This is a genomic window from Pelagerythrobacter marensis, assembly GCF_001028625.1.
Classification (GTDB): Bacteria; Pseudomonadota; Alphaproteobacteria; order Sphingomonadales; family Sphingomonadaceae; genus Pelagerythrobacter; species Pelagerythrobacter marensis.
In genome coordinates, this window is record NZ_CP011805.1 from 2,009,069 (window position 1) to 2,031,610 (window position 22,542).

Annotated in this window: 11 protein-coding genes; 5 read left to right on the top strand and 6 right to left on the bottom strand. The window is 62.1% G+C overall.

Annotated features, from left to right (window positions below):
* Positions 1-3 precede the first annotated feature (3 nt).
* Entirely contained in the window at positions 4-1,347 is a 1,344-nt protein-coding gene (locus AM2010_RS09550; protein ID WP_047806862.1) for a PepSY-associated TM helix domain-containing protein, read from the top strand.
* Between the two features lie 262 nt (positions 1,348-1,609).
* On the opposite strand, the gene AM2010_RS09555 is transcribed toward AM2010_RS09550, so the two are convergent.
* From AM2010_RS09555 to AM2010_RS09580, 6 genes are all read right to left on the bottom strand, one after another.
* Entirely contained in the window at positions 1,610-2,050 is a 441-nt protein-coding gene (locus AM2010_RS09555; protein WP_047806863.1) for a hypothetical protein, read from the bottom strand.
* Between the two features lie 158 nt (positions 2,051-2,208).
* A complete protein-coding gene (locus AM2010_RS09560) occupies positions 2,209-3,423 on the bottom strand; it encodes a hypothetical protein (RefSeq protein WP_047806864.1) in 1,215 nt (404 codons plus the stop codon).
* 77 nt (positions 3,424-3,500) lie between these two features.
* On the bottom strand, positions 3,501-4,025 hold the full coding sequence (locus AM2010_RS13800; protein ID WP_053044042.1) for a hypothetical protein: 525 nt from the start codon (positions 4,023-4,025) through the stop codon (positions 3,501-3,503).
* 2 nt (positions 4,026-4,027) lie between these two features.
* A complete protein-coding gene (locus tag AM2010_RS09570) occupies positions 4,028-6,202 on the bottom strand; it encodes a putative toxin (RefSeq protein ID WP_047806865.1) in 2,175 nt (724 codons plus the stop codon).
* Between the two features lie 531 nt (positions 6,203-6,733).
* Positions 6,734-7,366 (bottom strand): hypothetical protein, encoded by a 633-nt coding sequence (locus AM2010_RS09575; protein WP_047806866.1) that lies wholly within the window; start codon positions 7,364-7,366, stop codon positions 6,734-6,736.
* Entirely contained in the window at positions 7,363-19,467 is a 12,105-nt protein-coding gene (locus tag AM2010_RS09580) for an RHS repeat domain-containing protein (RefSeq protein ID WP_047806867.1), read from the bottom strand. Before AM2010_RS09580 ends, AM2010_RS09575 begins: the two co-directional genes overlap by 4 nt.
* A 574-nt stretch (positions 19,468-20,041) precedes the next feature.
* On the opposite strand from AM2010_RS09580, the gene AM2010_RS14290 reads away from it, so the two are divergent.
* From AM2010_RS14290 to AM2010_RS09600, 4 genes are read left to right on the top strand one after another with little or no spacing between them, the layout of a single operon-like run.
* On the top strand, positions 20,042-20,494 hold the full coding sequence (locus tag AM2010_RS14290) for a flagellar basal body rod C-terminal domain-containing protein (RefSeq protein ID WP_160325596.1): 453 nt from the start codon (positions 20,042-20,044) through the stop codon (positions 20,492-20,494).
* A complete protein-coding gene (locus AM2010_RS09590; protein ID WP_047806869.1) occupies positions 20,491-21,264 on the top strand; it encodes a flagellar hook basal-body protein in 774 nt (257 codons plus the stop codon). Before AM2010_RS14290 ends, AM2010_RS09590 begins: the two co-directional genes overlap by 4 nt.
* A gap of 52 nt (positions 21,265-21,316) precedes the next feature.
* Positions 21,317-21,955, top strand: coding sequence for a hypothetical protein (locus tag AM2010_RS09595; protein WP_047806870.1), 639 nt, complete (start codon positions 21,317-21,319; stop codon positions 21,953-21,955).
* The gene (locus AM2010_RS09600; RefSeq protein WP_053044043.1) at positions 21,952-22,542 is read left to right on the top strand and encodes a flagellar basal body L-ring protein FlgH; all 591 of its coding nucleotides are present in this window, start codon (positions 21,952-21,954) and stop codon (positions 22,540-22,542) included. The genes AM2010_RS09595 and AM2010_RS09600 overlap by 4 nt, the downstream gene beginning before the upstream one ends.

Consider the following 22,542-nt stretch of genomic DNA (forward strand, 5'->3'; position numbering starts at 1 on the left):
GCGATGGCCGATACGGCACTCTATCGCAGGGTATGGCGGTGGCATTTCTATGCCGGGCTGTTCGTCCTGCCTTTCATCCTGATCCTTTCGGTCACCGGCGCGATCTACCTGTTCAAGCCGCAGATCGACCGGTGGGAGGAACGCGATTACCGCGCGCTTTCGAGCGCGGGCACCGTATCGGCCGACCGGCAGTTGCAGGCCGCGCTGGCCGCCCACCCGGGCAGCCGGTTCGACCACTATCGCCTGCCCGAACAGCCCGGCGATGCCGCGATGCTGAAGCTGACGCTGCCTTCGGGCAAGGCGGCCGAAGTCTATGTTTCGCCGGCGGGCGAGGTTCTGGGCACCCTCTCGCCCGAGGCGCGCATTTCGCCCACCGTGGCGCGGGTTCACGGTTCGCTGCTGCTGGGTGACTGGGGCGATCGCCTGGTCGAACTGGTCGCGAGCTGGACGATCGTGATGATCGTGAGCGGCCTCTACCTGTGGTGGCCGCGCCCCTTCCGCGCCGCGGGCACGGTCTGGCCGCGCCTTTCGCTGCGCGGCAGGCCGCTGCTGCGCGACATACACCGGGTCACCGGCTTCTGGATCGCGGGGCTGGTGCTGGTCATGCTCGCCAGCGGGCTGCCCTGGGCCGGCGTATGGGGCAGCGCGTTCAAGTGGGCACGGACCGAGCTGGGCCTGATCGAGGGGCCGCAGGACTGGAAGATCGGCAGCGGGGCCGCTCCCGCCCAGGCTGACACCCACGCGCACGACCACACCCCCGCCGCCGGGCCGCCGGCACCCCACGCGGCCCCCGCGCCGACCGCGGGCCTGCCGCTGTCCACCTTCGTCGCGAAGGCGCAGGCGGAGCGGCTGGCCTTCCCCGCGCTCGTCCTGCCGCCCCATGCAGCGCAGCCCTTCGGCCCGCCGACGGGCAACGAATGGACGGCGCGCTCGATGACGCAGAACCGACCCCTGGCACTGACGGTGACTTACGACCCGCAGACCGGCGCCGAAACCGGGCGCAGCGGCTTTGCCGACAAGCATCCGATCGACCGCGCGGTCGGCTATGGGATCGCCTGGCACGAAGGGCAGCTGTTCGGCCTCGCCAACCAGTTGCTCGGCCTTGCCACCGCGCTCGCGCTGATGGCGGTCAGCCTGCTCGGCGCGGTGATGTGGTGGAAGCGCCGCCCACGCGGCCGGCTCGCCCCGCCGCCGAGGGTCGAACACCGCGCGGGCGTGGGCCTGTGGGCACTGGTGATCGCCCTCGCGATCCTCCTGCCGCTGTTCGGCCTCTCGCTCCTCGCCGTGCTGGTGCTCGACCGCGCCATGACCGCCTGGCGCGGGAAGCGAACGGCTGGCGGGGCGTGACGCATAACGCACGTATCGAAAGCGTGACCTTGCGGGAAAGAGCTCGCCTTTCCCGCAGGTTACACAGCCCCCGGCGCGAACCGATGTGACCTTCGGGCCGACACCGGACCGGAGCCGGCGGCCCGCGTGTGACCTTCCGGGCCGGGCGGAAGACAAAGCAGATAGCCAACAATGCGAAAGAACGATTCCGCAAAGGCTAGCAAGCTCGCAGGCCTGTAGGAAAGCGCTTTGGCCACCCGCGTATGCGGGTGGCAACACCACCTCAATCGCCCGCGTCACCACCCGAACCCCGGGCGGCCCATTGGCCAAGGCGCTGCTGCACGACGTCCGGCAGCATGCCGGGGCACTTCGTGTCGAGCTGTCGCAACAGCGGCGCCAGTTCCTTGTCGCGCAGCGCCAGCGAGTAGAGCCAGATATGCCGCTCGTCGTATTCCTCAGTCGCACCCTTGGCGGTCAGGCGGAGCAGCTGGAACGGGAGCAGGAAGGACCTCGCCCCGGGATCGTTCACGGTGATGGCATCAAGGCTGGAAATCTCGTCATAGGCCAAGCTGCGCCATGGCAGGCGCGCCAGCCATGGCCTGCGCCAGCTCGGCGGCCGGAAGCTTTGCGGACGCATGTAAATCCGATGCTCGTCCCAGGCGAGCTTCAGCCCAGTGCCGTTGGTGTAAAGGAACAGCCATGGGAGACCGCCGCATAGGAACACTGTAGCAGCTAGAGGATAATTACCATCATAGAGTCCTCCGAGCCCCCCATAGAGGATAAGAGGCAGCATTATGACTGATATGAACAACAAAGGCCCCGGTATCTTTTCGTGCAACCATATGGCCTCAGGGGAGGGGTAGTTGAAATCGGCTCGCGCCATTATCTACCTCCCCTCTGCTTCATGCCGTCAATCAAAGTTCCGACAGCCTGTCGACCGGAGCCCACCACGGCATTGGCTGCGCCCGCGTTAACAGGATAGCGCAAGCGCGTCTGGACTATATTGCCGCTGTTCAGCTTAGTGTTCAAACCTTGGTAGATGCTGAGGCTGCTGTTCCTGCCCGACGTGAAGCCGCTAATGCGCACGTCCAATGGCATCACAGCGCCCAGACCACCGCCTTGCACAGTCGCCAGGCCGAGTTGCGTGTAGCTGATCTGCGAACGGTTACCCCCGTTGGTGACCAACTGACCGGCAAAGTCCCCGGTAAAGCCTGAGGCTCCCCCCAAGCCAATCGTCTGCGCGCGAGTGCTAACCGCTCGTCCCAGCACGGTATTCGGCAGGAGCCGCAAGCCCGACCCACCGACGCCGCCGGCAAGAATAGCGGTCGTGTATCCGCCCGCCGTATGCTCGAGCCCGAAGGCCTCATTCTTCGAGAACTCGAACCCGGCCCCAAACAGGCCACCTGTTGCAAAACCGGCGCTGCCCGATGCGATCGTGCTGGCCGTACCACCGACATAGAAGCTCCCGGCATAGCCGGCAGCCGCCGGTGCCGCGACCATACCGCCAGCGATCAACGCCGGCGCCCCTATCCCGACGAACAGCAGCTTGTTCACCTCGCCAGTCGCATAGTTGCCCAGTTCATCGACATACACCTGGTTCACTTGCAAATTGTGGTAGCGCTGGTCGATATCGGCGCGCAAGGCTGCTTGCTCAGGTGCGGCAAGGGACGGGAGAATGTTCTCAAGCACGTCCGACCTCCAGGCATTGAAAGCACCCCACCGCTGACGCATCTCAAACCCGAAAATCGCATGGCCGCCATCAGAGAACGCCCCCCGTCCGATATCCGTCCGGTAAGGATCATGATCGACATCGACCGCACCGTGCCCGAACGGCCCGCCCCTGCGGGCATGTTCGGCCAGGATGATGTCGAGCTTGGCCGCCTCCCGCGCTTCGAGAAGCGTCGTACCGATCGCAAGACCATCGCCAAGCGACAGAACCGGGGCAAGCAGGGAGTCGATCCCGGCATCGCCAATATAGCCCGCACTCGACAGGTTGACGATCGCCCCGCTCAGTTGCTCGCCGGTGGTCTCGCGCACCCCGGGGGTGGCGGTGGCGTGTTCGGCGGGGGCCAGCGCCTTGCCGATCGTCCCGCCCACGGCCTGCCCGACGATATCGGGGATCGCGGTGGTGAGGTTCCTGCCGAAGCTCTCGCCGTTGAGCGCCGAGCGGGTGGCTACGCCGGCTTGCGCTTCTTTGCGCTCTTTATCGCCATCTCCAACATGCGTGCGACGCTGTCGTCGCGTTCTCTGGCCGCGAGCTCTTCCAGTTCGGGGATCATTTCGGCATCGGCGATCACATCGAAAGCATTGGCCATCGCCCAGCGAATCCGGTGGTGTTCGTTGCCCGAATTGCGAAACTCGGCGAGCATGATCCGGGCACCCTCGCCGCGTGCTTCGCGAACGGTAAGCGAGCGGATTATGCTCTCGCGAATTCGCAAGGGATAGTCGCGTTGCAGATGCTCAAGCAGCACCGGAATGGCGTCGGGATAGGATTCCGATGTGTTGATGAACTCGCCGAGACTTCGAACATGTATCCCGCGCTTGGCCAGGTCCGCCACCACTGGCGCGACATCGCGATCATACTCTTCGGCGAGCTTCTGCTGTTCACGCTCGCGCTGTTCTTCGCGCGCAACCCATTCGGGGTCGGCGTGCAAGTCTGCCATGATCTCCGCTAGCGTGCGCCCCTCGTCCTTGCTCATATTCAGGTTCCCGGAATGTAACGAGGGACAATTTCACCTCGTTGAAATGCAGCCTCCAAAGGCCCGGTTACTCTGGTATTGCTTCTCAAATAGAGATCAAACCTCGCCCCCTGGCTCCGCGCGATCGTCACATTGTCGCGCAACTGCTGAGTATAGCTCAAGCTCTTGACGTTCTTCACCTCGGAAATCGTGTTCAACAAGTCATCAAACCCATCGACTACCCGATACCGATCCGTGCCGGGTACATTGAGACGCACTTTCTGCCCGATATCGCCCACTGCCCGCTCTCCGGCAATACCCAGACTGCGCACCTCGGCCATGCTCGCCGCACGAACCTCAAACGCGTCGATCCATGGCGAACGATAGCTTCCCGCACGCGCCAGCGCGGCACCCCTGGCAGGGGTCGCGATGGAAGCAACGCCGAACGCCACATCACCAGTGCCCAGCGCGATTTGGGTGCTGCTGGCCCGGCCCAGCGCCATTCGCGTGTCGGAGACAACCTGCATCGCTGAACGATTGTCAAGGAACACGCTGTCGAGACCGCGGGCTATCGGCGCAAGGCCCCGGTCAATCGGATGCGCAAGCATACCCGGGACGCTCGCCAGAGCGCTCGCGGCGCTGGTTAGGAAGCCAACGCCGATGTCCCGACCATAGACAAGCGGGTCATAGGAATAGGCCTCCTTGTAAGACGCGCTACTCACCGCATAGTCGGTACGGAACTCGGCAATCTCCGCCAACGATGCGTCCGAGAGCCAAGCCAGACCGTCTCTCAAGCCGGCTATCGCCAGAGTGCCGATATCGATTGTCGTTGTGGCAATATCATCAAGCCGCCCCGGATCGGTGGCTGCGACTTGCATGCCCCCCCTTCCGGCCAATACCGCTTGAGCTTGCCGGTCCCAGTAGCTGGCCCAATATGCGGCTTCGGTTTCCTGATAACGTTCATCACCCCGTAGACGCCGCCATTCTTGCGCAAAGCCGCGCATCTCTTCAGGCGTGTAATCGGCACCGTTTTCAAGCCGATACGGCCCATTTGGCACGCTGCCTGCCGGCGCGTCTGCTGCCGAAGCGAGCCTGACCTCGACTGGAGGTGCATTCCCAGGCCTTGGCAGCAGCGCCTTGCCGATCGTCCCGCCCACGGCCTGCCCGACGATATCGGGGATCGCGGTGGTGAGGTTCCTGCCGAAGCTCTCGCCGTTGAGCGCCGAGCGGGTGGCGGCGTCGGCTATGCCGCCGGCGGTGTGCGTGGCAAGGCTGGCGCCGAACCCGGTTCCCACCCTGCCTGCGATGGCGCGGCCCGTCGCTGCGCCCACGCCCGCCGCTGCAACGCCGGCGAAGTCGAACTTGCTCTGCAGGCCTGTCGCAACCCCGACACCTTGCGTGAGCGCGTTGCCGACTGCACCGCGCACTGCCGCCCCTTGCCAGCCGGCACCGAAGTTCGGGCCGAGGCCGCCGCCGATCCCGCCAGACAAGGCCGCAAGGCCCACGCCCTTCCAGTTGAACCTGTCCTGCAGGCCGGTTGCGACACCCACTCCCTGGCTGGCGATCGAACCCGCAGCACCGCCGATCGCGCCGCCCGCCATCCACGCGCCCGCACCCACACCGCTCGCCGTCGCGCCGCCGGTCATCGCACCCAGCACCGTGCCGAATGCCTTGCCCGAGATGGCCGCCGCAGCACCCACTGTGGCAATCGTCGTCACCGCAACCGCGACCACCGTGAGCAGCACCGCACCGACCACGCCGCAGTCATCGCCCTTCTGCTTCTTCGGCTGCGGCGTCGTGGGCGAGATATCGCCCAGCGCGGCAGACGGATCGTAAGGCCGGACCGTGTCTGCGTTATGGGTGTTGACCTGCACCCCTGCCGGAATGCGCAGGCTCTGCCCGGCACCCAGGATCGCGCCTGCGCCAAGGCTGTTGGCTTCGGCCAGCTTGTACCACAGCGAGGCATCGCCCCAGACCGCGGCGGCGACCTGCTGCAGGCTCTCGCCCCCGCGCGCGACATAGCCTGACCCATTGACCTGCGAGGTCGCCGCCAGCGTGCGGTGGTTGAGATCGAAGTCGGCATGGGTCTGACCCGTCGTCGCCCCACCGCGGAACGAGCCATTGCCGGTATCGTCACGCCGCGCGATCGCGGTCGCGAAGTCGACGTTGTCGCTCCCGTCGGTCCCGATCTCCCCCATCGCCCGGCCACCGAAGGTATAGTACCGCGCCGATGGATCGTAGGTCGTCCCGCTGCGATAGAGATCGCGCGCCAGAACGCGCCCGTCGATATCGGTCCGGTAGTGCTGCGTCTGCGCCGGAGCGGACCCCGACAGCGCGCTCGACGACGCACGCTCGATCGCACGTCCGCGCCATAGACGTTGGTCGTCTGCGTCGTCCCGTCGCGGTTGATCAGCTTGTGCGTCGCCTGCCGCGCACCGCCACCGCCGCTCGCAACGCCGAGCATCCCGCCAGTCAGCTCGATGAACTACTTCCCTAGAACTGGCAGAACCGACAGATCGCCAACGCCGTCTGATCCAACCTAGACTGCGGTCCTCACCGGATGGCTACACTTCAACAACATGCATCCCGAAAGCGCGGGGTAGGGTGTGCCGGGTATCTTACCCGCTCACGAGTTGCTGTTTGGGGACCGGTGTTAAAGGCAAGGAGAACAATGAAGGGATGGAGCAAACTTATGACCGGGGCGCGCTACGCACGTCTCCAAGGGCAACCTATTCAGAAGGATTGCCTGCAATCGCATCTTCCAAGAACGCTTTTCCGTGCCCAGATTCGATGGCTCCTGCCAGTTCACGACCGAAGGTTCGCATGGCATCTTCCCATTCGGGCATAGGGGCAAGCATCGGAGGTGAGCAGTGCTGCATTCGTTCACAATATCCGAGCGCTTCCGCATCGCGACCTAGCCATGTCGACAGGATCGCCAGCATCGTCATGTTGTTGGTCGTGTCCTGCATCGTGCCAGCTTCCGCCTCACACAGCGCTAAAACATCGGTAATGTCGAGCGGCTTGCGAACATCGGGCCGGAACTGCTGCTCCATCGCCGCAAGCATCCCCGGCATGCGTGATGCGTGCTGCTTTAAATTGGATTCGCGGTTCCGAACATCCAGCATCTGGGGAAGCATGCGGATGTATGCTTCAGGCAGTACAAGCGAGCTAATCCCATGCGTAGGGCGATAGTCGCCAGTGCGTAAAGCTTGGAACCAGATCATCTGTCGAACCGGCCCAGACTCTCGCACAAAGGCTGCGCCGTCCGCATACGGAGTCCATTCCGGAAAATGTGCGGCATACTCAGCCACGATTTCCTTGATCTGCTTCTTGGTCATTTTCTGATAACGGTTGGGCTTCATGGCTTGATCTCTAACACGGGAACATTGGCACCATTAAGAATGCCGTTCTGAATCTGAGTAATTCGTGACTGCGATAGCGTCGCATTCCCGAACTTGTAATCCCAAACCTTCGTAGGATTGAAGACTGATCCCTCGACAACATCAAGTCGGATCGAACCCTTAGTTGGCATACCTTGTTCCCAAAGCTGACCACCGACATAACGAACCTCTGTCGATAGGCCGCGGTCACCAAACATGCGCTGGTAACGTGTCAGCATGACATCGGCTATATCGTGCTTTGCCGTTCCAGCGACAGGACCATTCCCAAGCCCCCGTCGCAGCGACCCTATCCTGTCAGCCCGCGTGGCAATGTTTTGAACCAACTCACCGTTGGTCGCGTAGGCCCCGCTGAACGCTCCCCTCTCTGCAACTCTCCCACTCTTGAGTAGCTTGCTGCCAGGAAGTAGGCCTATCGTCAGCTCGACGGCACTAATCTGACCATTGCGGTAGTCGATCAGCGAGTCCGCCACTCCGATTGGAGTGATCACCGACCCCGCCACATCGACCCAGATACCGCCGATCGCCTTGCCAGTTTCTAGCACGACTTGCTCGGCATGGGCATCGAGCGCCCTGACGTACTCCCCCTCTGCACGCAGCGACGCTGCTATTCGGTCGACATCCTTCTGCTCAGCAGGCGTGATATCGCTTCCGAGACCGCTTACGAGCGCTGCGAAGTTGGCAAGATGCGCGCGGTGCCCAAACTGGGTAACAGCCCAGTCGTCAATCGCCGTCTGCATCTCCACACGCTTCGTTTCAATATAGGGCGTGCCGGACGCCGCCCCGTGCCCGAACGGCCCGCCCCTGCGGGCATGTTCGGCCAGGATGATGTCGAGCTTGGCCGCCTCCCGCGCTTCGAGAAGCGTCGTACCGACCGCAAGACCATCGCCAAGCGACAGGACCGGGGCAAGCAGGGAGTCGAGCCCCGCATCGCCAATATAGCCCGCACTCGACAGGTTGACGATCGCGCCGCTCAGTTGCTCGCCGGTGGTCTCGCGCACCCCGGGGGTGTCGGTGGCGTGTTCGGCGGGCGCCAGCGCCTTGCCGATCGCCCCGCCCACGGCCTGCCCGACGATATCGGGGATCGCGGTGGTGAGGTTCCTGCCGAAGCTCTCGCCGTTGAGCGCCGAGCGGGTGGCGGCGTTGGCTATGCCGCCGGCGGTGTGCGTGGCAAGGCTGGCGCCGAACCCGGTTCCCACCCTGCCTGCGATGGCGCGGCCCGTCGCTGCGCCCACGCCCGCCGCTGCAACGCCGGCGAAGTCGAACTTGCTTTGCAGGCCTGTCGCAACCCCGACACCTTGCGTGAGCGCGTTGCCGACTGCACCGCGCACTGCCGCCCCTTGCCAGCCGGCACCGAAGTTCGGGCCGAGGCCGCCGCCGATCCCGCCAGACAATGCAGCAAGGCCCACGCCCTTCCAGTTGAACCTGTCCTGCAGACCGGTTGCGACGCCCACTCCCTGGCTGGCGATCGAACCCGCAGCACCGCCGATCGCGCCGCCCGCCATCCACGCGCCCGCACCCACACCGCTCGCCGTCGCGCCGCCGGTCATCGCACCCAGCACCGTCCCGAATGCCTTGCCCGAGATGGCCGCCGCAGCACCCGCTGTGGCAATCGTCGTCACCGCAACCGCGACCACCGTGAGCAGCATCGCGCCCAATACGCCGCAGTCATCGCCCTTCTGCTTCTTCGGCTGCGGCGTCGCGGGCGAGATATCGCCCAGCGCGGCAGACGGATCGTAAGGCCGGACCGTGTCTGCGTTATGGGTATTGACCTGCACCCCTGCCGGAATGCGCAGGCTCTGCCCGGCACCCAGGATCGCGCCTGCGCCAAGGCTGTTGGCTTCGGCCAGCTTGTACCACAGCGAGGCATCGCCCCAGACCGCGGCGGCGACCTGCTGCAGGCTCTCGCCCCCGCGCGCAACATAGCCTGACCCATTGATCTGCGATGTCGCCGCCAGCGTGCGGTGGTTGAGATCGAAGTCGGCATGGAGCTGGCCGCTCGTCGCCCCACCGCGGAACGAGCCATTACCCGTATCGTCACGCCGCGCGATCGCGGTCGCAAAGTCGACGTTGTCGCTCCCGTCGGTCCCGATCTCCCCCATCGCCCGGCCACCGAAGGTATAGTACCGCGCCGATGGATCGTAGGTCGTCCCGCTGCGATAGAGGTCGCGCGCCAGAATGCGCCCGTCGATATCGGTCCGGTAATAGTGCGTCTGCACCGGAGCGGACCCCGACAGCGTGCTCGACGACGCACGCTCGATCGCACCGTCCGCACCGTAGACGTTGGTCGTCTGCGTCGTCCCGTCGCGGTTGATCAGCTTGTGCGTCGCCTGCCGCGCACCGCCACCGCCGCTCGCAGCGCGCCAGTCGTAGGTATAAGTCGAATACTCATCGGCCCAGTTCGCATCGGGTGTGCCGGGCGAAGTCGTGCCGTTGGGATTGACGTTATAGTGCGGGGGATATGGCCCGTTCAGCCAGTTCTTTGTTTCCGAACGGTATAGCAGTTCGCCGCTCGAACTGCCCGTATCCGAGCTGTATCGGATGACCCCCGGATTGCTCCCCGCGCCCGTATCGCTGTAGTAATTGGCCGTGTGCGTGTAGTTCCAGTCGCCGTTGTCGAGCTTGCGCCGCCCCTTTTCCGACAGAACCTGATCGCGCGAGTTGTAGACGAAGCTGTGACGCTCGTAGACGAGGCTACCGCTTGCATTGCGTTCGATATGACCCGTTAGCCGCCCGAGCGCATCGTAGCTCGCGCTCATCCGCGTCACCGAACCGACGCGTACCGAAGTGATCCGGTCGTTCGCGTCGTAGCCGTAGATTTCCTGCGCGGCGTAGCCCGTCTTCGACGTCGTCCGGCGCCCGGCAGCATCATAAGTCAGCGCAACCCCGCTGCCCCCCGCGACGATCGTGCTGCCCGAACGGATACCCTTCGACACCACCACCCGGTCGAGCGCGTCGTATCGGTAGTGGTAGCTGGTCGTTACCGCGCTCCCCAGCGTCTTGTTCAGGTTCATCGGACGATAGGTCGTGGTGATGGAGCGAACGTTGCTATTGGCATCGAAAGCCCAACTCTTGTCGACCAGCGTGCTCCCGTTCGCATCGCGGTCGAGATATCGGGTCATTCGCCCGAGAGCGTCGTACTGCGCCGTCCCGTCCTGCAGCACCGTCCGGTTTACGGTATAGCTCTCGGGAACCCAGACCCATTCGCCTTGCTCCGGATCGTCCGGTATGATTATCGGTGTGTCCCCGCCGGGGAAACCGGGCTCACCGTTTTCGGGTGGGATGTACTCCATATGGCCGGGAATGAACGTGCCCTGCGCGCTTTCGAGCCGCTCGAAAGTCAAGCGACCGAGTTTGTCGTATCCATAAGTGGCGATCTTGTTCTTCCAATTGGTGTTCGCCACCTCGCTCTCGCCCGACAGGACGCTCCGCACCAACCCGGAGTTGTAGTAATCGTATTCCTTATTGAGGATGAGACCGTTCGACGCGACAACCGTCCGTTCGTGCGTCAATCGCCCGGCGATGTCATAGGTGTAGGCGTATTCCTCGCCGCTGGCATCCGTGCGAGATACGGTTCGGCCGAACACGTCGGCTTTCGTAACGCTTGCCTTGATATTGTCGCTGCTGCTGGCGCGATCGGCATCGGTGCTGACCGTCTTCACCCAGCCGCCGAAGTTTCCAATCGCGTTGGTGGCGGAGCCAGCCTGCCAAGCGTAGGTCGTATGCACTTCATCGCCGCCATAGGCACGCTTCGAGACCACCCGGCCCTGAACGTCATAATCGGTCGTCTCCCGATCGGCCGCGCCGTAGACGTTGTTCCAGCGACTGACCTGCTGTCCAAGACTGTCATAGGCATAGTAGTCGATGAGGCCGCCGGCGCTGTTCACCTGGGTGACGCGCCCCACCTTGTCGAAACGTTGCGTGATCACGCGGCCGATCTCGTCGGTGATCTTGCGCGCGTCACCGTGGACGTCGTACGCGGTGCGTTTGATGCCCCCGTCCGCGTGGGTTTCGGCGGTGACAAGTGCTTCGCTGCCGCCATAGCCGGTGCCTGCAAGCAGCGTCAGGCGCGTGAGATTGCCTGTGTTCGCTTCCTTTTGATCATAGAATGCGGGGTCCGGATTGCCCATGCTGCCGATAGGGTAGTCCCCGTTCGCATCACGCATTGCAACGAGACGGCCCGATGCGTCATAGTAATAATCCTGAGAAGGCTTGATCCACTGGACCCGACCGTCTTCGTTGGTCATCCAGACCGTCGGCCCTTCGGAGCGAATCATACGTCCGGCGGTATTGTAGATGTAAGACGTGACCGCACCGCCGGCATCCGTCTCGCTCACCACTTCACCGAAACCATTGTAGGTTCGGCCCATGGTCAGGGTCGCGGTCGTGCTATTGCTTAGTTGACGCCCCTCTTCCACCACACTCTTCGCAAGACCGCGCTTGTCGTAAACCGTGTAGGTTGCGTTGACCCCGCTACCCGACACCAGCGCGCGTGCCTGGTCGAAGGTCTTGCCGGCAAGGTTGGTGCCCGCGCTGGTGATGGCGACCGTCTGGTTGCCGCTTTTGTCATAACCGAAGTATTTCCACACCCCGTCGCCCGCATTGGTCGCCCACAGGCGTCCGGCAGCGTCGTACTTGTTTTGGGTCTGCCACAGCCGGCTGCCTTCGGCGATCGCACCGCCATTGATACCACTACGGCTCACCTCGCCGAATGCATTGTAATCAGTGGTTACGACTTCACCCGGCGTCCAGGCCGAACCGTTCCACACAGCCACTGTCCGTTCGATCATGCGGCCCAGTTCATCCACCTTCGTCAGAACGGCGTTAAGCGTGCCGGTGCCGCCCGCCGACCCGGCGCGATAGTATTGGTCGCGGATCAGGATCCCGCGCTTGTCGTAAGCGTAGCTGTGGGTCACCCCTTCCGCATCGGTCATAGAGGCGAGTAACCCGCCCGCGCCATAGCTGTAGGCGGTCCCACGCGACACGGCATCGCCGGCACCCGCCGCGACGGTACGTACAAGATCGCCGAGCCCGTTGTAGCGATAATGGAGCGTTGGCGTGACACTCCCTCCTTGGTGACTGGTGAACGCCGCGCGCCGTTCCTGAAGCAGGCGGCCGCCCTCATCATGAATATAATTGATCTGATCACCCGTCGCTTCGGTCTTGCGGGTGACTTGCCCAAGCCCGTTGTAGAGCCAAGATACCGTGGCGGTCACCGTCGAGGTGCCACCCGAGCCGTTGTGGACGATGACGCCGCTGCGCGCCTCGGAAAGCCGATTGCCGGTCCGATCGTAGGTAAAAGTCGTCACCCGGTCAGCGCCGTTCGTCGAGACGCTCGGCGGTGCAGCGAGTGACGGTGTGCCGGTATAGCGGTTGGCATAACGACGCTCAGTCAGCACATTGCCCTCGCCGTCGTAGGTCCAGATCGTCTTGTACCCCTCAGCATCGACTGAGGCCGTCTTGCGCCCGAGGTTATCGTAATAGGTGTAGGTCGCATGACCATTGGGGTCGGTCACCCTCACAACATTGCCGAGCGCATCGTATTGATAGCTGGTAGTGATCGTGCCGGTCGCCGCGACCCAGCCCGATCCGTTCCAATGTCCCGTCTCCACACCCGCCACACTGCTGGTCAGCAGACGACCCAGATTGTCGTATGTAAAGCTCGTCGCGCGCGATGAGCCCGAAGGCGCAGTGGGCGCCTCTCCCTGCGAGCCGCCGTCGATCGGAACCGCTACCAGGGTTTCATAGACGCGCGTCGCGGTGACATTGCCGTTCTTGTCATAGCCGTACGCAGTATATGTGCCGGCCGGGTCGATCTCCACCACCTTGCGGTCAAGATCGTCGTAATAATAGACTGTTCGATTGCCCGCGGCATCGGTCACGCTCGTCACATTGCCGCGACCGTCGTAGCTACGGGTTTCCCTGGGCACGAAATTCGCGATGATCGTCTTATGATCGGCCTGGCTGAGCACTGCACGCGCCTCGCCGCGCGTTTCGACAAGCCGGTCGGCCTTGTCGTAAACATAGCTCGTGGTCCGCGCCTCGGCGAGTCCGACGGCTTCGATCATCTGCGTGCGGTTGCCGCGCGCGTCGTAGCTATAGCTGTTGGCGACGCTCGTTGCCTGCGCGGTGCCGTCGGTATTGTAGGAGGTGATCGGGAGCGTTTCTCTTACGAGCAAGCCGCGCTTGTCATAAACATAGGTCGTGACACCCCCGAGCTTGTTCGTCATGCTCGTGCGGTTTCCGAAAGCGTCGTAAATGTAGCTTTCGGAGAAGCTTTCGGCATCGGTCGTCTTGGAAACGAGGCCGCGCTTGTCGTATTCGAAGCGAGTTATGGCATCCTTCGCGTGTGCCGCTACCAGAGGCAACGTAGTGGTGCTCGGCGTGCTCGCGGTCTTGTTATAGTAGCGCCTGACACTCTCAACCTCTCCGAAAACCGTATAGCTCGTCACGGTCACATAGTTTTCGGCATCGCGCGTCCTGACTTCCTGACCGAATGTATCATAATAGTGGTAGGTTACGCCGCCGCCCGGGTCGATCGTTTTCACCACTTCACCAAATGCATTGTATTCGTAGTGCGTGACCCCGCCTTCCGCATCGGTCGTCGTCAGCAACTGGCCGCGCTCGTCGTAGGTATAGTGTGTGACCTTGCCATTGGCATCGGTCATGCTCGTGCGGTTGCCTAACCCGTCGTAGGTATAGGCCACGTTCGCACGTTCAGCCTCGCCATAGGCGCGGTACTCCCTGATAATGCGGCCAGCACCATCATTGACGAAAACGGTCACGCTCTGATCTGCAGTGCCGTAGGCACGATAAACAGACGCCCGCGTACCGTTCGCACGCCAGCCGTAGAGTGTACGATTCCCCTCACCGTCGTTGACACTGTTGCGGCGGCCAGCAGCGTCATAAGTATACGTCAGCTCGGCCCAGCTGCCGGCGCTACCGGTCAGGGCGTCGATCTGCGCAATCGTCGTCGTCTGGGTGGCTGCCACCGCGTTGGCCCAACTTACCTCGCGCGTAAGCCGCCCTTCAGCATCGTAGTCGAAGCGTTTCACATAGCCTTCAGCATCGACTGTGAAGCGTAGCTCACCGCCTGCGGTATACCAGCTGCGCGTGGTGCGATTGCCGCCGTTGCCTGCCTGTGCCGCCGCCCAATTGTTCATCGTCACGAGGCTCGGCAGGCTCGGCGTGTTGCGCAGTGCGGCATAGCGCACCGCCTCGGTCACATTGCCGGCCAGGTCATAGCTGAAGCCGTTCACCACATTGCCGGCACCGATCGTAAAGGCGACCTGGCCTTCGCCATTGTAGACGTTGTAGCTCTCGCGATCGTCGGCCTCGCTCGCGATTGCATTCACCAGCGCCTTCACATTGTCATAGGTGAAATCGCCGGTGCTGATCGGTGCGGCATGGACGATCGTCGTCGTCAGCTTGCGCGCATAGTTATAGGCATGGCTCGTAACGTAGCCGCCATTATCAATGGTGTGGCGCAGCAGCCCCTGACCATCGTAGACATAGTGCGTGCGCCGATTAGCGCTCGCCGTCGGTGCGGCGTTCGCACGAAGCTGGTTGAAGCTTCCCGATGCCCAGTAGCTCGACGAGATCTTCTTGGCATAGGCGACCTCTTCGACCTTCTGCCCAGCCTCGTCGTAGACGATCTCGGTCAGGTAGCCTTCACCGTCGAGCTTGCCGATCAGCTGACCCTCGCGATCGTAGAAGCTGCGGCTTACCGCGTCCTTCGCGGTGTTGGCCGCCGGCAACACCAGGGCCGTCGGCGGCTCCGCCTTGAAAGCCGCAAGCTGGGCGGTACTGAGCTTACCCGCATAGCTGACCGTCTTGATCAGGCGATCGGAGGCGTCGTAGCTGAAAGCCGCAACCCCGCCCTTGCCATCGATACTCTCGATCAACCGGCCCGCATCGTCATAGATCGACCAGGTCCAGATATCGTAGCTGTGCGCAGAGGGCCGGATATCGGCCATCTCGAGCGTGTTGTCCGGATCACCGAGCGCCGCAATCTGCGCCGCCGTCAACGCATAAGTGTAGTTTGCCGTTGCAATCACCCTGCCCGCGGAGTCGTGGCGGTATTCGGCGACGTGGCCGTAGTGATTGATATCGGCGATCTTCCGCCCGGCCTTGTCGTAGAGATAGTAGCTCTTGCGCCCCGTCGCGTCGGTCGCGACGCGCAGCCGACCGTTCCGATCGTAGAGGTTGCTGGATTCGCTGACGTGCGATTTCGACATGCTTGGCGCAGATGCGATAATCGCATTGCCGAGGACAGAGCCGCCGGGAAAATCGGGATAAAGCATGACCGATGCCGTCTGCTCCCGATCGAAACGCCTTTGGATTTCGATCACCGTGGGCTCCGTTGTGGAAAGCCCGGTGACGTAGAAGAACCCTTCCGAACTCCATGCCTTTGCAACCGTTCCAGGGCCCGACACGATCCGGGCGACACCCAAGGTGGGATCGCCATATCCCCAACCCGTAGCGCTGCCATGAACACCGAAAGCAGCGGAATTTGAGCTTGTCGTCGCCTGGAGGGCTATGGTGGCAGTTATGACATCGTTGGCGCCAACAGCGCCCGCGCTAGGCGCTGTGATGTGTTGCGATTGCCCGCTTTGAGACCCGGCGACGGTGTAGCGTACGGCAGGCTCACCGTTGATCGTTCCAGCGGATGATGCGGTATTCCGTCCCAGCGACCAATTATCGAGATCCTGTGCAGCAATGAGATTGCTGGTCGCAGTATCATTGAAATTCTCTGTCTCGATCTCGCTGATCAGATCTCCCGCCCTGTTGAACACCGAGGTGGTTACTTTGCCCGTACCGAGCGCGACGATGGTCGTGCTGGCTGCATCGTCGTAGATTATCCTGGTCGTCCCCCCCGCCAGATCGGTCGAGGCCGTGTGCCTCCCGAGGCCGTCGTAGATAAAACTTTCGGTGTTCTGCCCCGGAACGTATCGGCTGAGCAACTGCCCGGCCTGATCGTAGTTGTAGTACGTCCGGCTGTAGCCTTCCGCCGTCGTCGCGGCCCCCGCTGCCGTGGCCGTGCCATACTCGAGCGTCGAAGTGAGGTTATCCCGCGCATCGTAGACATAGCGGCGAAGCTTTACCGATGAACGGTCGACAAGTCCGTCGCGCCAGGCATTCATCGTCGCCTCGGTCAACGCGCCTGAGCCGATCGCATAGCTGTGCTCGGGGTATTCAATGGTGTAGTAGGGGGCACCCCAATAGGTATAGCTATATTCCGTGACTCGCCCTTCGGCACTTACGACGTAGCGCAGGTGATTCTCGCTGTCGTAGACATAGCGCGTCGTATGACTGACGTTCGCCCCGGCTGCATCCGATCCGGCGCGTGTTTCGGTGAGCAGTTCGCTCTTCGACCCGTAGGTGCGCGTAACGACATTGCCGTTGGCATCGGTACGGGTCAGCACATTGCCGTTGGCATCGTAGGTATAGCGCGTGGTCCGACCGCCCTCATCGTAGACAATGCCAAAGGGATCGGCATTGTCGGTGGCTAGGTCGCCAGCTTCGATCGCAACGACTTCAGGGGCCAGCCAGTCGGTCGACCATCCATGCTGGGTTTCATCGTAGTATGTGAAAAAGCGTGCGTAGACCTGATCGTTGGGCATCGATTCGTGCCAGCGGAACGTACCAACGCTGGCTACCCGTTCCCCTGTTGCGGCATCGTAAACACCGCCTAAGCTACCAACTGCCACGTTGGCCGAGCCTTTTGGCAAAACATAGCCAATGATCTTGTACCAGCCATCTTCCTCCATGTAAGCCTGTTGAGTGCTTGGTGCCCATGAGAGAAAATACGGGTTGGAGTTATCAGCGCCGTTGGTTGCGCTCCTGACATAGGGCGTGCTTGAAGTGCTCAACCCGAAATAGATGTTGTGCTTCGCAAGGTCCGATTTGCGGACGTACTGGGTGAAGCGATAAGTTTTGCTCGGATCGACTGTGAAGCGATTGGTGAAGCCCCCACCCCCGTTGGCAACACTATCGAACTGACCGGTTTCGAGCCCGATTTGCCATGCACCATCGGGGCCGACGACTTCGCCCCAACGCGCTTCGTTGTCGCCAGCAATCGTTTGCACATTCGACCATCCGCTGGGATATGGAACTTCCAGAAGATTGCGATCGCGGTCAGTATCCAGCGCATCGCCACTACGCAGGATCGCGGTGTCGGACACCTCGCGCACTTCCGGCTTGAAGAAGTGGGTGAACTTCCCTTGCCGATCCTGATTGTAGTAGTTGAAGAATCGCGCGAGAGTGCTGCCGTGTGTTTGAGTATCGTCCCAGATAAAATGTTTAACGGTCTTTATCCGCTCACCAGTTTCAAGATCATAGATGCCACCGTAACTACCGTCGGCTTCAAGCGGCGTCGATTCCGGCAGGACATATCCAACAATCTTGTACCATTTTCCCGCTTCTTCACCGGTCGCTGAAGACGGGTGATCCCACGTGAAATATGGGTTCCCATTATAGGCGCCGCTGGCACCATCCTTGACTGTGCCGCTACCCAGGCCAAAGTAGACTCGATGCTTATCCAAGGCGTCGACCTTGAAGTAGAGTGTAAATTCATAAGCCTTCGATTTGTTGATCGGAAAGCTTTCGCTATACGCACCGCCGCCTGGATCGTCGGCATCGTCTTGTCCGGTGTGAAGCGACACGACCTGCTTTCCGTACGGACCAGTTGTTACCGTCCATTCGGTCTCGCTGAGGTAGCTGCCGGTCCACCCTTGTCCGACGGTGCCGTTGGCCGGCAACGCGCCATCGACATCTTGGGGCCAGCCGCCATCGTCAACTAGATTTTCGCCGCGCCCCGCCGCCTCGCCGTCGGCCCAGGCAGATGCGTCGACCAAATTGTTCGGGATCGAGGCGTTGGCGCTATCGGTCTCAATCGTGCGGATCAGATTGCCGGCGGCATCGTATTCATATTGAACGACCTGTGAGATCCCGCCCTGGGTCGCAGGCGGGCCCATCACCTGAACCAGTTGCTGTTTGTTGTCGTACCACAGCCGCGTAACCCCGCCATCGGGGCCAGTAATGCTGGTGACGTTCACGCCATAGCCGATGCGGGTCACCCGCACGTCGCCCATCGCCACATGCTGGGTCAATGTCGCGACGCGGCCCGCTTCGTCGTACGCGATCGCAAGACTCGATCCGTCAGTCTGGGTGATCGAGGCAACACGATTGCTGTTGCCGTCGTAGGTATAGCTGGTGACGTATATCCTGCCGTCGGAGACGCTGTTGTCCTCGGGGCTAAGATCGACCGTCACCTCGATCAGCCGGTTCTGCGCATCGTAAGCATAGCGCGTACGCGTCAACGTGCGGTTGACATTGTCGGCCGCCGTCGATGAATCGCCATAGTCGGTATAGCCGGTCACGATCCGGGCGATATTGTTCCCGGACCAGACATACTGGATATAACTTTGCTCGGCGATGCCGGTGTCCGCATTGGCATAGCCATGGTTGTGCGTCGTGATCCGATCGAGCTTGTTGGTGCCCGACACATAGGCGAAACTCACCCTGTAGCCGTCGCTGTCCTTCTGCTCTTTGATCCGGAATACCGAAGGATCCGCGACATAGGCCTCGTAAGTCTCGGTCACTCGGCTCGATCCGTCGGTCCAGATCCAGGTCGACCCGGATTTGACGATCGTATCATGCGCGCCGTCGCCGTCGGTCGCTACATACGCTGCCTGCGCCGCGTTCCATGTATGGACGATTATGGAGCCGTCCCCCGCCTGCCGCTTGATCGTGCTTCCCGCGGTATTGAGCGTCCCTGTCAGGCCGAACAGCCGTCGCACAGTCGATTGATGCCACTGGTCGCCATTGTCGCCATCGGTCGCCAGAGTCAGGCTATTGTATGTCCGCTCGACCGTCGCGTCGGGCCCGCGACCGGCCAGGAACTCATCCCGCCGCGCGATGACCAGATTGCCCGTTGCGGCGTTTACGGAAACATTCTCCCCGCCACGCCCCAGGGAAGCCCCGCCGATTTGCCCCGCAGCGCCGAGGATATTGGCCGAACTGCGTATCAAGCCTTCACCGCTGCCGCTAAAAATCGCAACCATTCGGATAACTCCTTCGACATCTTACCGCATGCGAACTCTGGCGCAGGCAGGCGCTTCGAACGGTCAATCCGACGGATTGGGGGAAAGTTTAGCTCCGAACTGGTGCAAGTTTTTCGGCAAGTGAAGGTCGATCATCAATTCTATTGCAAAATTAGATGCTTAACTCGGAATGCCGGAACTCTCCGATGCGCGCGAGGCGCCCTCGACAGTGCCGATGACACGCAGTTCCTCAGATATCCACAGAGGTCGACCGGCTCTTGTTTGACTCATGCTTTATGCATTTTAACTAGTCGACTAACGGGATCGAATTTGGGGGTCGCGAATGCCGGATTTAATCGAGTCCGCACGCGCTATACTTGTGTCCAGCGAGCTAAGGGCGCGATCCTCTGCGCAGGATATCGCAAATTCGTCGACTGCCGCCTACAAACAGCAGATATCCTTTGCCCAGATTCTCGAAGAGGGCGAGCGCGATGGTCTACCGGCCACTCGGTTCGCCACCCAGTTCGTCCAGGGCAGGCTCACGCATACCGGCCGCGATCTTGATCTGGCGATAGTCGGCCCGGGCCTGTTGCAAATGCGCGATGGCGAATCCCTAATCTATTCGCGCGGCGGAAGCTTCGTCCGCGGTCCGGATGGCACAATTGCCGACGAACGGGGGCGCGTCCTTCAACAAGCCGGCGGGGGAGACCTGGTCGCGGCCGGTGAGCAGGTGGAAATTGTTTCCGACGGCACCGTTCTTGCGAACGGCATGCCCGTAGCCGCCGTTGGGATCTTCGAAACATCCGCGCCCGGGGCCGTCGAAGCGCTGGGCGGCAGCCTCTACGGCGTGCCGCTCGATGCGATTATCGAGGCCGAAGTCTCTTCGCTGCGCCAGGGCTACCTGGAGAGTGCCAACGTGGTGCTCAGCGACGAACTCGTCGCCATGATGACGGCATCGCGCCAGGCCGAAAGCGGCGCACGCATTTCTCAGGTTTACGATCAGTTGATCGGGCAGGCGATCACGACCTTCGGCAGGGGAACGCAATGAACGGAGCATTCGAGGTAGGCGCGGCGGGATTACGCGCCGAGCAGAAGGCATTGGAAATTCTCGCGAACAATATCGCCAATATAAACACTGCCGGATTCAAGCGCTCCGATGCGCAGTTTTCCGAAATTCTGGCGCAACGAGTGGATGCGGAGATCGCCGAGCCGATCGCGACCGGCGACATTTCACCTGCGGCCGGCGGTGTACGGGTTACGGCGCGGGGGACCCAACTTTCCCAGGGGGCAATACGGCCGACGGGTAATCCGCTTGATATTGCGATCGACGGCCAGGGTTTCATCGAGCTGATGGGGCCAAATGGCCAATCGCTCCTCTGGCGCGGCGGCCGCCTGAGAGTCAATGAGGATGGCCTCCTGGCTACGGCGGCTGGCATCCCCTTGCGCGCGACGATCAATGTTCCGATGGATTTGTCCGCTCTGACGATTTCAACGGATGGAATAGTTTCGGCCGAGACGGCAAGTGGCGAGCGGCTCGAGCTCGGGCAGATTGGGCTGATCCGGGTCGAACGCGAAGCCGAACTCGAACGCCTGGAAGACGGGTTTCTGCGGCTTGTCGAAGACGCGCGACCGGTCGACACGGTCGCCGGAGAGGACGGCAGCGGCCGCCTGGTTCAGGGCGGTATCGAGGAATCGAATGTCGCGCTTACCGAAGAAATGGTTCAGATGATGATCGTTCAACGTGCCTACGCGGCCAACGCGCAAGCCGTGCAGGTGGCCGATCAGCTTGCCGCCATTACCAACAACTTGCGGCAATAGACGGATGCGCTTCCCTACACTCCTGCCCCTGCCGGTAGCTTTATGTGCAGGCGTGGCTGCCCTGGCGCAGAACGCACAGCCACAAGTCGATCTCGAAGAACGGGTGATCCGGATCGTGGATATCGCGGATCTGGAATGCTCCGACGGCCGCACCCTGTGCGATCGCCCGGTCGCAATCGTTCCCGCGGAGACCAACGTTGCCATACTATCCGAGGCCCGGCGTCGCCAACTTCTTCGCCGTCACTTTCCACTGGTGCAACCGGCGCTTCGCCACACGGGCACGGTATCATTTCATACGCCGTCTACCGATAGTTCGCCCCCCCGTCGCCGTTGTCTGATGTTGCGCCAGGCGGTGCGGGCCGGCGAATATATCGTTGGCGAACATGTCGAAACAGCTCCTTGCAAAGAGGAAGTCGCCATGGCCGCCGTCCGATACGATCGCGATGCACATGCCGTGCGGGCCGGGACGGATCTCGAGCGCGGCACCTATCTTGGATCGCTCGCCGTTCGCGACCACCGACCGCTCGCTGCCGGAATTGGGTTGACGCTCGTGGCTCGTTCAGGATCCGTCGAGTTGAATCGGGAGGTCCGGCTGCTGCAGCCCGGCCGACCGGGCCGGGCTGCTTTCGTCCAGACCGGCGATGGCGAAGTCTTTCCCGTCCCGCTCTCGGGCGGGGAGGAACGGCAATGAAGCCGTACCCTAGTCGCAAGGCAGCGGTATGCGCGGCGTTCCTGGCATGCACAGCGTGGCCCACATACGCTGCCGCCGACCAACTCTACAGCGGGGATCGCTGGGCCTCTGTCGCAAGCGACGAACGCGCTTCCGAAGTGGGTGACATCCTGACGGTCCTTATATCGGAATCGGCAAGCTCATCGAGCCGACTGCAACAGAATTCCTCGCGCAGTACCAGCCTGGGTGGATCGTTCGGCGCCGGACCGATCGACGAATCCGCATCGCTCGATTTCGGCAACAACCACAATGGACGCGGCGAAATCGTTCGCAACGAACGTTTCGCGACACAGATGTCCGCTCTCGTCGTGGCAGTCCTCCCGAACGGCGATCTGGCGATAGAAGGCTCGCAATTCATGCAAATAAACGGCGAAGAGACGCGCGTCGCCGTGCGCGGGCAGGTCCGCAAGCAAGACATTCAGCCGGGCAATTACGTCCTCTCTGCGCGCATCGCGCGGGCCGAGATCGACTATGACGGCAAGGGGTTTGTGACGCGAAGCGCCAGGCCCGGTCTCATCAACCGCATCTTCAATTTTCTCGGGCTGTGA

What these genes read in the sequence shown, in the direction of transcription:
- AM2010_RS09550 (WP_047806862.1), top strand. Translation starts at nt 4, where the DNA reads ATGGCCGATACGGCACTCTATCGCAGGGTATGGCGGTGGCATTTCTAT.
- AM2010_RS13800 (WP_053044042.1), bottom strand. Translation starts at nt 4,025, where the DNA reads ATGAGCAAGGACGAGGGGCGCACGCTAGCGGAGATCATGGCAGACTTG.
- AM2010_RS09570 (WP_047806865.1), bottom strand. Translation starts at nt 6,202, where the DNA reads ATGGGGGAGATCGGGACCGACGGGAGCGACAACGTCGACTTCGCGACC.
- AM2010_RS09575 (WP_047806866.1), bottom strand. Translation starts at nt 7,366, where the DNA reads ATGAAGCCCAACCGTTATCAGAAAATGACCAAGAAGCAGATCAAGGAA.
- AM2010_RS09580 (WP_047806867.1), bottom strand. Translation starts at nt 19,467, where the DNA reads ATGGTTGCGATTTTTAGCGGCAGCGGTGAAGGCTTGATACGCAGTTCG.
- AM2010_RS14290 (WP_160325596.1), top strand. Translation starts at nt 20,042, where the DNA reads ATGCGCGATGGCGAATCCCTAATCTATTCGCGCGGCGGAAGCTTCGTC.
- AM2010_RS09590 (WP_047806869.1), top strand. Translation starts at nt 20,491, where the DNA reads ATGAACGGAGCATTCGAGGTAGGCGCGGCGGGATTACGCGCCGAGCAG.
- AM2010_RS09600 (WP_053044043.1), top strand. Translation starts at nt 21,952, where the DNA reads ATGAAGCCGTACCCTAGTCGCAAGGCAGCGGTATGCGCGGCGTTCCTG.